The sequence below is a fragment of the Streptomonospora arabica genome, assembly GCF_039531585.1.
GTDB lineage: Bacteria > Actinomycetota > Actinomycetes > Streptosporangiales > Streptosporangiaceae > Streptomonospora > Streptomonospora halophila.
This window is the reverse complement of the sequence record NZ_BAAAQI010000001.1, coordinates 388963-402552: the sequence shown is the minus strand read 5'-3', so window position 1 is coordinate 402552 and position 13590 is coordinate 388963. Positions and strand designations below refer to the sequence as shown.

Annotated in this window: 14 protein-coding genes; 7 read left to right on the top strand and 7 right to left on the bottom strand. The window is 75.4% G+C overall.

Annotated elements, in window-relative coordinates:
• Positions 1-131 precede the first annotated feature (131 nt).
• Entirely contained in the window at positions 132-596 is a 465-nt protein-coding gene (locus ABD284_RS01760) for a pyridoxamine 5'-phosphate oxidase family protein (RefSeq protein WP_344140228.1), read from the top strand.
• A gap of 47 nt (positions 597-643) precedes the next feature.
• On the opposite strand, the gene ABD284_RS01755 is transcribed toward ABD284_RS01760, so the two are convergent.
• Both ABD284_RS01755 and ABD284_RS01750 read right to left on the bottom strand, forming a co-directional pair.
• On the bottom strand, positions 644-1132 hold the full coding sequence (locus ABD284_RS01755; RefSeq protein ID WP_344140226.1) for a MaoC family dehydratase: 489 nt from the start codon (positions 1130-1132) through the stop codon (positions 644-646).
• Positions 1133-1209: 77 nt separating this feature from the next.
• Entirely contained in the window at positions 1210-1374 is a 165-nt protein-coding gene (locus ABD284_RS01750; RefSeq protein WP_344140224.1) for a hypothetical protein, read from the bottom strand.
• A gap of 241 nt (positions 1375-1615) precedes the next feature.
• Here ABD284_RS01750 and ABD284_RS01745 point away from each other — a divergent pair, with 241 nt between their 5' ends.
• Positions 1616-2203, top strand: a complete 588-nt coding sequence (locus ABD284_RS01745; RefSeq protein WP_344140222.1) for a DUF2752 domain-containing protein — start codon at positions 1616-1618, stop codon at positions 2201-2203.
• Positions 2204-2258: 55 nt separating this feature from the next.
• Here the strand turns inward: ABD284_RS01745 and ABD284_RS01740 are convergent, their stop codons facing one another.
• The 4 genes from ABD284_RS01740 to ABD284_RS01725 all read right to left on the bottom strand — a co-directional run bounded on the left by ABD284_RS01740 (position 2259) and on the right by ABD284_RS01725 (position 5960).
• On the bottom strand, positions 2259-2714 hold the full coding sequence (locus ABD284_RS01740) for a DUF4383 domain-containing protein (protein WP_344140220.1): 456 nt from the start codon (positions 2712-2714) through the stop codon (positions 2259-2261).
• A gap of 232 nt (positions 2715-2946) precedes the next feature.
• Positions 2947-4452 (bottom strand): sodium/pantothenate symporter, encoded by a 1506-nt coding sequence (gene panF, locus ABD284_RS01735; protein ID WP_344140218.1) that lies wholly within the window; start codon positions 4450-4452, stop codon positions 2947-2949.
• A gap of 6 nt (positions 4453-4458) precedes the next feature.
• Positions 4459-4779: a DUF997 family protein gene (locus ABD284_RS01730; protein ID WP_344140216.1), complete on the bottom strand. Its 321-nt coding sequence runs from the start codon at positions 4777-4779 to the stop codon at positions 4459-4461.
• A 5-nt stretch (positions 4780-4784) separates the two neighbouring features.
• Complete coding sequence (locus ABD284_RS01725; RefSeq protein WP_344140214.1) at positions 4785-5960, bottom strand: M20 family metallopeptidase; 1176 nt, start codon at positions 5958-5960, stop codon at positions 4785-4787.
• A 72-nt stretch (positions 5961-6032) separates the two neighbouring features.
• Here ABD284_RS01725 and ABD284_RS01720 point away from each other — a divergent pair, with 72 nt between their 5' ends.
• The 5 genes from ABD284_RS01720 (at position 6033) to ABD284_RS01700 (ending at position 11762) form a co-directional block, all read left to right on the top strand.
• The gene (locus ABD284_RS01720; RefSeq protein ID WP_344140212.1) at positions 6033-7655 is read left to right on the top strand and encodes a PucR family transcriptional regulator; all 1623 of its coding nucleotides are present in this window, start codon (positions 6033-6035) and stop codon (positions 7653-7655) included.
• A 166-nt stretch (positions 7656-7821) separates the two neighbouring features.
• Positions 7822-9186 carry a M20/M25/M40 family metallo-hydrolase gene (locus ABD284_RS01715; protein ID WP_344140210.1) on the top strand — a complete coding sequence of 455 codons (1365 nt, stop codon included), beginning with the start codon at positions 7822-7824 and terminating at the stop codon, positions 9184-9186.
• Positions 9183-9941: an SDR family NAD(P)-dependent oxidoreductase gene (locus ABD284_RS01710; protein ID WP_344140208.1), complete on the top strand. Its 759-nt coding sequence runs from the start codon at positions 9183-9185 to the stop codon at positions 9939-9941. Before ABD284_RS01715 ends, ABD284_RS01710 begins: the two co-directional genes overlap by 4 nt.
• Positions 9942-9954: 13 nt before the next feature.
• Positions 9955-10815 carry a polysaccharide deacetylase family protein gene (locus ABD284_RS01705; RefSeq protein WP_344140206.1) on the top strand — a complete coding sequence of 287 codons (861 nt, stop codon included), beginning with the start codon at positions 9955-9957 and terminating at the stop codon, positions 10813-10815.
• Between the two features lie 224 nt (positions 10816-11039).
• Complete coding sequence (locus ABD284_RS01700) at positions 11040-11762, top strand: polyamine aminopropyltransferase (RefSeq protein ID WP_344140204.1); 723 nt, start codon at positions 11040-11042, stop codon at positions 11760-11762.
• Positions 11763-11774: 12 nt separating this feature from the next.
• Here ABD284_RS01700 and ABD284_RS01695 read toward each other — a convergent pair whose 3' ends face one another.
• On the bottom strand, positions 11775-13523 hold the full coding sequence (locus ABD284_RS01695; RefSeq protein ID WP_425573272.1) for a gamma-glutamyltransferase family protein: 1749 nt from the start codon (positions 13521-13523) through the stop codon (positions 11775-11777).
• Between the last annotated feature and the right edge of the window lie 67 nt (positions 13524-13590).

Below are 13590 nucleotides of genomic sequence, written 5' to 3'. Positions count from 1 at the left end.
GCGCCCGCGGGCGGCCCGCAGGGCGGCAAGCCTCATCGGAGGTGGAGAACCCGCCGCCCCGCGGTGTTTACTTCTGCGGCGGCCCCGTTCGCCCCGACCGCATCCCGATCCCGGCAAGGAGACCGTTCGCCATGACGACGCCCCCCGCGGCACCGCCGCGCCCGCGCTCCCAGCGCAAGCTCGACACGCTCGCCCGGCTGGAGTCCGACGTCGACGCCTGGGTGGCCACGGCCGGCGGCCCCGGCGGCACGCCCTACATGGTGCCGCTCTCCTTCCTGTGGGACGGCTCGGCGCTGCTGCTGGCCACCGCCGCGGCGAGCCCGACCGGGCGCAACCTGCGCCGTTCCGGGCGGGTCCGGATCGGCGTCGGCCCGACCCGCGACGTTGTGCTCGTCGAGGGCGAGGCCGAGGCCCTGGCGGCGGCGGAACTGACGCCGCAGACCCTCGACGCGTTCGCCGCCAAGACCGGGTTCGACCCGCGGGATTCGGAGGGAAACCTCTACTTCCGCGTCCGGCCGCAGCTCGTCCAGGCCTGGCGCGAGGTCGACGAGCTGCCCGAGCGCGACCTGATGCTGGGCGGCCGCTGGCTGGTGTGACGGCGCATCGCGCGGGCTCCGCGGCGGCACCCCGCCGCGCCCGCTAGCTAGCGCGGCCGCGTGCGCAGCATGTTCAGGACGACGGCCGCGAAGACCTTGCTGCCGTGCTGGTTGAACAGCTCGACGCGGGTGCGCAGCAGGCCGCGGTCGGGCTTGGACGAGGACGGGCGGCTCTCCAGCACCTCGGCGCGCATGCTCAGCGTGTCGCCCGGCCGCACCGGCGCGGTCCAGCGCAGCTCGTCCACGCCCGGGCCGCCCAGGCTCGCCAGCGGCGAGAGGTAGGCGTCGACGTACAGGCGCATCATCAGCGCCGCGGTGTGCCATCCGCTGGCGATCAGGCCGCCGAAGGGGCCGTCCTCGGCGGCGGCCGGGTCGACGTGGAAGGGCTGCGGGTCGTAGCGGCTCGCGAACTCCACGACCTCGTCCTGGGCCACCGCGGTCCGGCCGCAGTCGACGACCTCGCCGACCGCGTAGTCCTCCAGGTAGCGCTCACGGAACGGTACGCCGGGCGCCTGGCCGTCGGTTCGCGTACTCACAGCCGGGTCTCCGCATCCTCTTCGGCAGGAACGTGCGCAACTCTAGCGCCCGGCGGCTCCCGCGCAGGCCGGCGTCCTCAGCGGGCCGCGGGCTCCTTGAATGCGGCGGAGGGAGGGCGCCCCGCGCCCTCGTCCTCGGTCCGCGGCCGGCGGGGCAGGCAGGCCGCGATCGCCAGGGCCGCGAGCGCCGCGGCGGCGCCGATCGCCATCACGGTGCGGAACCCGTCCTGGGTGGGCACCATGGTTCCCCCGAGCGGCTGCCGGTCCGGGTGATCCGCGACCTGCTCGGCGTGCCCGGCAGCGACCGCGACCGGTGCTCGCGCTGGTCGGACGTGCTGCCCACCCTGACCCGCTGCCGCCGCGCGCCGCGGCGCGGCCGAAGGCCCCTAGCCGGGCCGCGGTCAAAACCGTGCGCGCGGAGGAGGCGTCGGAACCGGGGGCCGAGGTGGCGCGCCGGTGCCGGAAGCGGGGGACAATAGGGCCATGAGCGACAGCGAACGCGGCAACGGCGGCGTGCCCGCCTGGGCGCTGCCCGTCCGGATGCGGGTCGAGGCGCACGACGGCCACCGCTGGGTCCTGTACGTGGCGTTGGGCGGGCTCCTCGCGGGCGCGGCCATGGCGGTCTTCGGTCTGCCCCCGGTCGACCTGCACAGCCCGCTGCACTACATGGGCGTCATGATGCCCACCTGCGGCGCCACCCGCGCGGTGTGGGCCGCCATGAGCGGCGATCTGGCGATGTCCCTGCGCTACAACCCGCTGGGGATCGTGCTGGTGGCCGGTGCCTTCGCCACCCTGCTGCGCCTGGCCGCCGGGCTGGTGACCGGGCGCTGGGTCAACGTGCGCGTCGTCTCCTGGCCCTCCGCCGCCGTCGTCGCGACCGTGCTGGTGATCGCCCTGGAGGTGAACCAGCAGCTCAACCGGGACCTGCTGCAGACCTCCGCCGAGAACGCCACGCCGCTGGCCACGATGGCGGTCTACGCCGCCGGCGCGGTGCTGGCGGCGGTTGTCGCGGTGGTGAGCACGCGCTCCGGCCGCGCCGCCCGCCGCGCCGGGCGGGTGTCCGCGCGCTGAGCCGGCTCCCGGATCGGGCGGCGACGGCGGGCGCCCGAGAGCGCCCGCGCGCCCTTCACGGGACCTGCCCGCGCCCGCGCTTGACGACGAGCCCGAGCGCGACCATTCCGGTCCCCAGGAGCAGGTGCAGCCAGTTGTCGGGCGCGTTGACGGGCACGAAGTTGGCCGCGGACTCGGGGTCGACCACCATCCCGTAGACCCACAGCACCAGGTACACCGCGCCGCCGCCGATCAGGTACACCCGGGCCGCCGCCGGGAGGAGGGCCGCCGCCAGGCCGGCCGCCCCGAACACCAGGTGCACGACGTTGTGCAGCACGGACACCCGGAAGACGCCCAGCAGCATCGCGTGCGATCCGGGTCCCGCCCACTCCAGCGTGCCGTACTGGGCGGTCGCGAAGGGGACGAACCCCAGCACCCCCACCAGCAGGAAGACCGCTCCGACGATCCCGGCGACGACGCGGGCGGGGCCCCGCGTCGCGTCGGGCACCGTTTTCTGCGACGCCCGGCTCATGCTCGCCCTCCTTCACCTTCGCTGCGCCGGCGGGCCGCCCGGCCGCCGGGCGGCCCGCCCGCGGCGGTCGGCGCCCCGCTACCCGGCACCCCGCGGCCCAACCGGCGCGCAGCGGCCGGCCCCGAACGGAAATGCGGCGGCCGGGGCGCGAGAGGGAAGCCGCGCCCCGGCCGCCGCGTGAGGGGGCGTTCGGGTCTCGAGCGGGTCGGAAGGAGCCCCGACCGGGCCGGCCCTAGCGCAGCGGCCTGACGGGCTCGCCCAGCCGGTCGATCTCGGCCTGGGTGCCCCAGAACTTCACCAGCACCTCGCGCCGCGGGGGCGGGCCCAGGTAGCTGCCCAGCAGGAACAGTGCCAGGGCGACGGCCGAGGACGTCGCGATCGGGAACATGCCCAGGGCGAGTTCGGGAGCCCAGTTGTTGACGAGCGTGTACCAGACCATGCCGCCCGCCATCCCCAGGCCCGCGCCGAGGGCGTTGGCGCGCTTCCAGTACAGCCCCAGCACCAGCGGGAAGAAGAACGCCACCTCCAGTCCGCCGATGGCGTAGATGACCAGCAGCTCCAGGTAGTCCGGCGGATTCAGGGCCAGCACCAGCACGATCGCGGTGAGCCCCAGCGTGGTCGCCGAGGTGACCGCGGAGATGCGGCTGTCGCTAGTGCGCGGGTTGACGTAGGTCACATAGAGGTCGCGCACGATGGTGCCGCTGACCACCAGGATCATCGCGTCCACCGTCGACATCACCGCTGCCAGCGGCGCGGCGAACAGCACACCGGCGAGCCCCGCCGGCAGCACCTCGATGATCGTCGTCGGCAGCGCCAGGTCGCCGACCTCCATGTCCGGCTGGAAGTAGCGCGCGATCATGCCCATGGTCAGAAAGCCCAAGGTGATGACGGTCATCACCAGCGGGCCGACCTTCATCGCGGTGTGCACCGAACGGGAGTCGCGGTAGCTCATCGCCCGCACGGCCAGGTGCGGCAGCACGCCGAACATCAGGCCCAGCTGCAGCGAGTAGGAGGCGATCATCTGCGGCGTGAACCCGGCGGGACCGGGCAGCGTGAACAGCTCCGGTGCGGTGCTCATCACCTGTTCGTTGACCGGGCCCATGCCCCCGGCCGCGGTCAGCAGCGCCACCCACACGACCACCGCGCCCACCAGCATGATCACGCCCTGCAGCACGTCGCTCATCGCGTCGGCGAGGAAGCCCCCGAAGGCCGTGTAGAGCGCGATCAGCGCCGCCAGGCACACCAGCAGCACCCGGTAGTCGGCGCCGGTCGCCGCCTCCAGGAGCCTGGTGCCGCCGACGAACTGCGGCACCATGTAGGCGGTCAGGAACACGACGATGCCCAGCGAGCTGACGACCACCACGGCCGGGCTCTCGTAGCGGTGCCGCAGCATGTCCACGATCGACAGCGCGCCCAGCTTGCGCCCGACGATGGCGAACTTCTTGCCCAGCACCGCCAGCGCGATGAAGGCGGTGGGCACCTGGAAGACCGACACCAGGATCCAGCCGTAGCCCTGGCCGTAGACCAGGCCGGGGCCGCCGATGAACGTGCCGGCGCTGGCGCCGCTCGCCAGCAGCGTGAACATCAGCAGCAGCCAGCCCAGCGAGCGCCCGCCCATGTAGTAGTGCTCGGTCTTGTGGCCTTCGGCGACCGCCCGGCGCCGCTGGAAGCTCCACCAGGCGATCACCAGGAGCACAACGGCGTAGAGCAGGATCGGGATGATGACGCCCCAGCGCATGGTCGGCTACCTCTCGTCGGGCTCCCCGGCGTCGCCGCCGGCGGAGAGGGGGATGTCGGTGAAGAAGCGGTGCACGAGGATGAAGGCGACACCGGAGAAGAGCAGGCAGGTCACCGGTACCGACCAGAAGAACCAGGCGGGAAAGCCCAGGACGAAGGAGATCTCGTCGGCGGCCTTGCCGCCGCCCAGCAGCCAGGCCGTCGCGGTGACGGCGGCGGTGAACGCGACCCAGTAGGCCAGCGCGATGAAGAGCTCCCGTTTGGCGGTGCGGTAGCGCGGGTCCTCCTCGAAGTCGGAGTCGCCGGGCCGGGTCTCGGGTTGCGGCATGGTTCTCACATCCCTTCGGGCCCCGGCAGCGGGTGTGCGGCCAGGCCGTCCACCAGCGCCGTGACCAGTGGTATCCGGTGCAGGGTGGCGTCGACGTCCACCCATTCGTGTTCGGCGTGCGGCCCGCCCCCGACCGCGCCCAGGCCGTCGAGGACGGGGACTCCCAGCGCGGCCACGAGGTTGGCGTCGGAGATGCCGCCGACGGCGGCCGACTCCGGCGGCCGTGCGCCCAGCTCGCGGGCGTGCCGCGCCGCCCGCTCCAGCAGGGCGGCCGCCGCGCTCTCCTCCATCGGCGGGCGGTTGATCCCGCCCTCGACGCGCACCTCGACCCCGGTCGGCGCTTCGGCCAGGCGGCGGATGCTCTCGTCGGCGCTGCGCTGGTCGGCGGCAGTGCGGGCGCGCACGTCCAGGTGCAGCTCGGCGCGGTCGGGGACGGTGTTGACGGTCTGGCCCGCCCGCGCGAGCGTCGGGGTGACCGTCAGCCCGCGCTCGGGCGCGCCGAGCCGCCCCGACTCGGCGACCAGTTCGGCCATCCGCACGAGGGCGTTGCGCCCCTTGTGCGGTTCCAGACCGGCGTGGGCCGAGACCCCCCGGCAGTGCAGGGTGTAGATGGACCACCCCTTGCGGGCGCGCTTGAGCGCCCCGCCCTCGGCGGCCCCCTCCAGCACGAGCACGGCCCCGCACGCCCGCGCCTCGGCCTCGATCAGCTCGCGGCTGGCGGCCGAGCCCACCTCCTCGTCGCCGGTCACCAGCAGCGTGACCGGCACGTGCGGCGCCAGCCGGGCCAAGGCGTGCAGGCCGACGAGCAGTCCCGCCTTCATGTCGAAGACGCCGGGGCCGCGGGCCCTGCCGTCCTCGACCGTGAACGGGCGCTCTGCCGCCGTGCCCAGCGGCCACACCGTGTCGCGGTGGCCCAGCAGCAGCACACGGCCGGGAGCCCGCGCGTCTCCGCGGCGCCAGACCAGCGCCGAGGGCCCGCCCGACAGCGCGAGGCGCTCCGGCGCTGCGCCGGTGACCGCCTCGCCGACTGCGGCCAGGCGGTCGCCGCACCGCTCGACCGCGGCGGTGTCGGCCGATGGCGACTCCTCGTCGACCAGCGAGCGCAGTGCCGCGGTGAACTCCTCGACCATGGACGTTGCCTCCTCGAAGACGCGTAGCCGACAGTTTCGGCGAGTGATCATCGCGCTGTAATGATCCGCTGGTATGAAGAACCGCACGGAACTTGTCGTCTGCGACAAGGAGGTGGGGGCCACGTGCACGGACCGATGCTGAACACGGTCGTCGACGCCATCGGGGCGAACCTGCTGTCGGTGTGGGCCGAACCGCCCGACCCCGCGGTGCGCTGCAACGGCGTCGTGATCCACGACTCCGCCGCGGAGTTCGCCGCCGAACCCGGCGACCTGCTGCTGGCCGTGGGCGTCGACGCCGCGGGCGCCCCCGATGTGCTGGAGGAGGCGGCCCGGCGCGGCGCGGCCGCGGTGGTCGTGCGCGGCTCCGCCGAAGCGCGCGAGCGGCTGGGCACGCTCGCCCGGCACGCAGGTGTGGCGCTGCTCGCGCTGGAGTCGGGTACCGGCTGGGCGGAGTTCTCCGGCCAGCTGCGCGGCCTGCTCACCACCTCGGGCGCGGGCCTGGACGCCGAGGCCTCCGCCCCGCCCGTGCGCGAGCTCGCCGACTTCGCCAACGCGCTGTGCGAGTCGGTCGGGGGCTCGGTGATGATCTTCAACCCGCAGCAGGAGGTGCTCGCCTCCTCCCGGCTCGCCGACTCCGACGACGCGATGCGCCGGCAGGCGGCCCTCGACCAGCGCGGCCCCGCCTGGTACCGCTCCCGGCTGCGCGAGCAGGGCGTCTACCGGCGGCTGTGGCGCGACGGCGACGTCGTCGACATCCCCGCCGTCCCCGAGCACGGGATCAACCGCCGCATGGCCGTGGCGGTGCGCTCGGGCGACGAGATCCTCGGGTCGATCTGGGTGGCCGAGCGCGGCGGACCCCTGCCCGAGGACGCGCCCGTCGTGCTGCGCCGGGCCGCGGCGTCGGCCGGCCAGTACCTCTCGCGGATGGGCGTGCGCACCCAGACCCGCCGCCGCGCCGCCGAGTCGGCCGCCCGCAGGCTGCTGAACGGCACCGCCGAGGACGAGGCGCTGGAGTGGCTCGACGTCGACCGGGACCGGCCCGCGGCTGTCCTCAGCTGCGTCTTCGCCGACGGCCGGCCGCACGACACCCGCGCGTTCGCCGACCTGCTCAGCGTGCACCTGCCCGCTCTGGACCACCCGGCCGTCCCGGTGGCCTCGCGCGGACGCGTCGACGTGCTGCTGTGCGGGGTGGAGGGGCGCGGCGGCGCAGAGCTGGCCGGTGCCGTCCGCGAGGTGGTCGAGCGCGCGGCCGCGGCGGCCGGCTGCGCGGTGCTGGGCGCGCTGGGCACGGTCGCGGCCGACGCCGGGCGGGCCCCCGAGTCCCTCGCCGAGGCCGACCTGGTGCTGCGCGTGCTGCGCGGCCGGGGCGGCGCGCACACCTGCGTCGTGCATCCCGGCGAGGTGCGCGCCGCCGTCGGCGCACTCGTGCTGGCCGACCGGGTGGCCGAGGACGCGCGCTTCGCCGACGGGCCGGTGCCCGACCTGCTCGCCTACGACCGCCGGCACCACACCGACTACGCCGCCAGCCTGGCCGCCTACCTCGACGCGTTCGGCGACGTGATCGCGGCCTCCCGCGCGTTGCACGTCCATCCCAACACCCTGCGCTACCGGCTGCGCCGGATGGGTCAGATCTGCGGAATCGACCTCGACGATCCCGACGAGCGGCTGGTCGCGGCCCTGTGCCTGCGCCGGTCGGGTTTGGACCTGCGCACAAGGGGGGCGGCCGAAGTTCAGAGCCGGGCATGAGGCCCGGGCCCGCCCTCCGCCGCCATACTGGCGCCGTGAGCAACCGACGCGAGCGCGGCGCGTCCAGGGCGCGTTCCGCGCAGGACCGCCGCGCCGCCCCGCCCCCGCGCGGAGCCGGACGCCGGCCCCGCCGCGGCCCCGCTGCGCGCACGGCCGCGGAGTGCGCGTGAGCACCGCCGCGGGCCTGAAGCGGGCGGCGTATGCGGCCATGGAACGCCGCGCCGACGCGATCGCGTCCCTCAGCGACGAGCTGATGCGCACTCCCGAACCCGGCTACGCCGAGTACGCCACCGCGGCGCGCTTCGGCTCCTGGCTGGAGGACCTCGGGCTCACGCCGCGCACCGGGCTCGCCGGCACCGGGGTCGCGGCCGTGCTGCGCGGCCGCGACGACGGCCCGCGCATCGCGCTCGTCGGCGAGCTGGACGCCCTGGCCCTGCCCGAGCACCCGTTGGCCGACCCGGCGACCGGAGCGGCCCACGCCTGCGGCCACCACGCCCAGATCGCCGCTGTCGCCGGTGCCGCGCTCGGCCTGCGCGAGGTGATGGCCGAGCTGGACGGCTCGGTCGCGCTGATCGCCGCGCCCGCCGAGGAGCTGGGCGACGCCGACGCCCTACTCGACGCCGCGGCCGGCGCCCCCGGCGGCGCGGACGGCCCCGATGGGGCGGAGCGGGCCGACCGCGCGGAGTTCCCCGTCGGCAAGGCCGAGCTGCTGCGCACGGGAGCGTTCGACGGCGTCGACATGGCCCTGCTCGCGCACACCGGGCGCGGCGGCGGTCCGCGCTTCTCCGTGGGTGACACGCTCAACGGGTCCTGCCTCGTGCGGGCCCGCTTCGGCGGCCGCTCCGCACACGCGGGGTCGACCCCCTGGCTGGGCGTCAACGCCCTCAAGGCCGCCACTCTGGCCGCCCACGCGATCGACGCCCAGCGCGAGGCCTTCCCCGAGGACGAGAGCGTGCGGGTCAACTACCTGGTCACCGGGGGAGGGAGCGCGCTGGGCTCGGTGCCCTCCTCCGCCGTGCTGCACGCGATGGTCCGCGCCGCCGGCGTCGACGCGCTGCGCCGCGCCGCCGAGACCGTGGCCCGCTGCGCGCGCGCCGGCGCGCTGGCCCTGGGCGCGCGGGTCGAGACCGACACGCTGCTCGCCTACCTGCCGCTGCATCCGGCCCCGGCGCTGGACGACGTCGTCGCCCGCAACGCCGGGCCCGTCGTGGGGGACGCGCCGACCGCCCGCGGCCGCCACCTGGGCGCCTGCACCGACATGGGCGACCTCGCCCACGTCATGCCGGTGTCCCACCCCTACTGCGGCGGCGCCGCCGGCGACCACCACAGCACCGACTACCGCGTCGTCGACCACCGCGCCGCCGCCGTCGAGCCGGCGCTCTACCTCGCCGGCACCGTCGTCGACCTGCTCTGCGACGGAGCCGCGGAGGCCCGCCGGGTACTGCGCGAAACACCGCCGCGCATGTCCGTACCGGAGTACCTGGACCTGCGCCGCAGCATCACCCGCCGCCGGACATGGGAGGAAACGTGAGCCGCACAGTGCTGGTCACCGGAGCGTCGGGAGGGATCGGAGCGGCCGTCGCCCGCCGGTTCCTGGCCGAGGGAGCCGCGGTCGTGCTCAGCGAGCGCGACGAGGAGCGGTGCGCGGCGGCGGCCGCGCGGCTCGCGGCGCCCGAGCGCGTCAGCACCGTCGCGGCCGACGTCGCCGACCCCGAAGCGGCCCGCGCCTGCGTCCGCACCGCCTGGGAGCGCGCCGACGGGCTGGACGTGCTGGTGAACGCGGCCGGCGTCTACCCCAGCCGTCCCCTGCTGGAGATGACCGACGCAGAGTGGCGGGGCGTGCTCGCCGCCAACCTCGACGGACCCTTCGCCCTGTCGACCGAGTTCGCCCGGGCCCTGGTCGCGGCGGGACGTCCCGGCGACATCGTCAACATCACCTCCGGGGCGGGCGAGCGGGCGCGGCGGGGAGCGGCGCACTACTGCACGTCCAAGGCGGGGCTGACCATGCTCACCAAGGCGCTCGCCCTGGAGTTCGCCGAGCACCGCATCCGCGCCAACGCCGTCTCACCGGGGTTCATCGAGGTCGGTAGCGACGTCAACCCGCTCGCGCCCGACTACGTCCGCGCCGTGGAGGCCGGGCGGCCCTGGCCGCGGCCCGGCGTGCCCGACGACGTCGCCTCGGCCGTGGCCTACCTGTGCTCCGACGGCGCCGAGTGGATCACCGGCACGACCGTCACCGTCGACGGGGGAGTGGGGGCCGGCAACGCCGCGCTCCCGGAGGCCTGAGAGGAGGAGCGCGATGCCGCACGGATACGTCTGCCTCACCTTCGACTTCGACGCGCTGTCGGTCTGGGTCGACCGCGGCCAGCTCACGGCGACCCCGCGCTCGCGCGGGGAGTTCGCGGCGGTGGCGGTGCCCCGGCTGCTGGAGGTGCTGGCGCGGCGCGGGCTGGCGGCCACCTGGTTCGTTCCCGGCCACACCGCGCGCACCTATCCCGAGCTGTGCCGCCGTATCCGCGACGGCGGGCACGAGATCGCCCTGCACGGCTACGCCCACGAGAACGTCGCCGTCCTGGAGGAGGACGCCGAGCGGGCCGTGCTCGACCGCTCGGTCGAGGCGCTGCGGGAGGTCGCCGGCACCGAGCCCCGCGGGTTCCGGGCCCCGGCCTGGGACCTGTCGGAGAACACCGTGGCGCTGCTGAACGAGCGCGGGCTGCGCTACGACAGCTCCATGATGGGCCACGACTACGCGCCCTACCGGTGCCGCACCGGCGACCGGGTGGACGCCGAGGGCACGGTGTGGGGCGAGGAGACCCCGCTGGTGGAGGTGCCGGTCAGCTGGAGCCTCGACGACCTGCCGCACCTGGAGTTCCTCAGCTCGCCCGCGCGGACCCTGCCGGGCCTGGGCGACGCCGAGCGCATGTTCGCCGACTGGGAGCTGGACCTGCGCTACATGCTGCGCGAGACCGAGCAGGGGGTGCTCACCGTCACCTTCCACCCCCAGGTGATCGGCCGCGGCCACCGGCTGCTGCGTCTGGAGGAGTGGCTGGACCGCGTCGCGGGCCACGGCGTAGAGTTCGCCACCGTCGGCGCGGTCGCCGACCTGGCGGTCGGCGGCGCCCGGCTGGGCCGCCCCAAGGCGGCACCGCCGCGCGGTTGAGCCGGGTCCGCGCCCCCGGTGCCGGGCCGGGCGCTGCGCCGAGGACGCACATCCGCCGCCGGCGGAGCCGATGCGCCCCGACGGGGATAGTGTCGGGAGCCGCGGAGGCGTGCGCGTGCTCGCGGGAGGCGCCGTACCGCGGAGTGCCCGCTGCATTCGCCCGCTGATCCGCGGGGACCCGCGCCGGCGTGGCGCGGGCATGCGGAGCGTGAAGGGAGCGGGCCGTGGGCCGTCGTTTCGAGGAACTGGACTGGCGCCCGACACCGATGGGCGACCTCGTGCTGCGCCGCAGATGGGACCCCGTGTTCCGTGCCGACGTGCACGAGATCAAGCTCGGCGACGACTTCCTCATGTCGAGCCTGTTCACCGTCGCCGAGGAGGAGATGGCCCGGCTCGCCCTGGGCGAGCCGGAGGGGGGCCCGGTGGACGTGGCGGTCGGCGGCCTCGGTCTGGGGTTCACCGCCGAAGCGGTCCTCGACCAGCCGGAGGTGGCCTCGCTCGTGGTCGTCGAGGCGCTGGGCGAGGTGATCGAGTGGCACGAGCGCGGGCTGATCCCGGCGGGGGTCCGGCTGACGGGCGACCCCCGCTGCCGGTTCGTGCACGGCGACTTCTTCGCGATGAGCGGCTCGAAGGACGGTGTCGACCCCCAGGAGCCCGGGCGCCGCTTCCACGCGGTCCTCGTCGACATCGACCACTCGCCGAGCCACCTGCTCGACGAGAGCCACGCCGACTTCTACACGGTGGAGGGCCTGCGCCGCCTGTCCCTTCTGCTGCACCCCGGAGGCGTCTTCGCGCTGTGGTCCAACGACCCGCCCGAGGCGCGGTTCTCCGCCCTCCTCGGCGAGGTCTTCGCCGAGGTGCGCGCCGAGGTCGTCGCCTTCCCCAACCCGCTGCAGGAGCGCGACGCGGCCAACACGGTCTATCTCGCGACCACCCATTCGACCTGAACGGGCACCGCCTCAGCGGCCCGCCGCGTAGCCCTGCATGCCGCGCGGGTTGGCCGCCGCGGAGACGACCCCCGTCTCCGGGTCGCGTGCGACGGCGCACAGCCGGCCCTCCGACCACGCCTCGCCCACGGTCACGTCGTGCCCGCGCCGGCGCAGCTCGGCGACCGCCGCCTCGGCCATGCGGGACTCGACGGTGATCGAGCCCGGCCGCCACGCGCGCGGGTAGAAGGAGCCCGGGAAGCTCTCGGTGTGCCAGTTGGGCGCGTCGATCGCCCCCTGCAGGTCGAACCCGCCGCGCACCGCTCGGCGCAGCGCCACCGCCAGGAAGAAGTGCAGGCTCCACTGGTCCTGCTGGTCGCCGCCCGGGGTGCCGAAGGCCATCACCGGCTCGCCGCCGCGCAGCGCGAGGGAGGGCGTGAGCGTGGTGCGCGGCCTGCGGCCGGGGGTCAGCGAGTTGGGCAGCCCCGGCTCCAGCCAGGTCATCTGCAGCCGCGTGCCCAGGGGGAACCCGAGCGCGGGCACCACCGGGTTGGAGTGCAGCCAGCCCCCGCTGGGGGTGGCCGCGACCATGTTGCCGTGCCGGTCGACGACGTCGACGTGGCAGGTGTCGCCGCGGGTCCCGCCGTCCCGGGCCACGGTCGGCTCTCCCGCGCCCGCCGCCGGCGCCGCGTCGCCGGTGCGGGACAGCGCGTTGCGGCTCAGCCGCGGCGTGCGGCCGCCGGGAGAGCCCGGGCGCAGCTCGTGGGAGGCCGTCTCGCCGACGAGGGAGCGGCGCGCGCGGTTGTAGTCCTCGGAGAGGAGGTCGGCGAGGGGGACGTCGGCGGCGTCGCCGTACCAGGCCTCCCGGTCGGCCATGGCCAGCTTGGTGCCCTCGGTCAGAGTGTGCACGTACTCGGGTGTGCCGTAGCCGAGAGCGCCGGGGTCCTGCGGCAGGAGGGCGAGCTGCTGGAGGAAGACCGGGCCCTGGCTCCACGGGCCTGCCTTGCACACGCGCCAGCCGTTCCAGTCGTAGCCGACCGGCTCCTCGTAGGAGGCGGCGAACGAGGCCAGGTCCTCACCGGTCAGCACGCCGGCGTGGCGCTCGCCGGAGGAGTCCATGGCGGGCCGGGCGGCGAAGGCGGCCAGCTCCTCGGCGACGAAGCCCTCCCGCCAGACGCGGCGGGCGGCCTCGACGGTGTTCTCGCGGTCCCCTCCCGCGGCCCGCGCCTCACCGAGGAGCCGCCGCCAGGTGGCCGCGAGCGCGGGGTTGCGCAGCAGGGCGCCCGGCCGCGGCGTGCGGCCGCCGGGCAGGTACAGCTCCGCGGAACTCGGCCATTCCGACTCGAACAGCTCCCGCACCGTCTCGACGGTCTCGCCGACGCGTTCGACGGCGGGATGGCCGCGCTCGGCGTAGCCGATGGCGTAGGAGAGCACGTCGGCGAGCGGCTTGGTGCCGTAGTCGCGCAGCAGCAGCATCCAGGCGTCGAAGGCGCCGGGAACGGCCGCGGCGAGTGGGCCGGTGCCGGGCACCAGGTCCAGGCCCAGCCCGGTGTAGTGGTCCACCGTGGCCCCGGCGGGGGCCGGGCCCTGACCGCACAGCACCAGCGGGCGGCCGCCGGCCGGCGCGAGGACGATCGGCACCTCGCCGGCGGGGCCGTTCAGGTGCGGCTCGACGACCTGGAGCACGAAGCCGGCGGCGACCGCGGCGTCGAACGCGTTGCCGCCGTCCTCGAGGACGGCCATGGCGGTGCCGGAGGCCAGCCAGTGCGTGGAGGCCGCCATGCCGTAGGTGCCCTGCAGGGTCGGTCTGGTGGTGAACACGGGCGGGGCCTCCTCGGCGTGTCCGGAC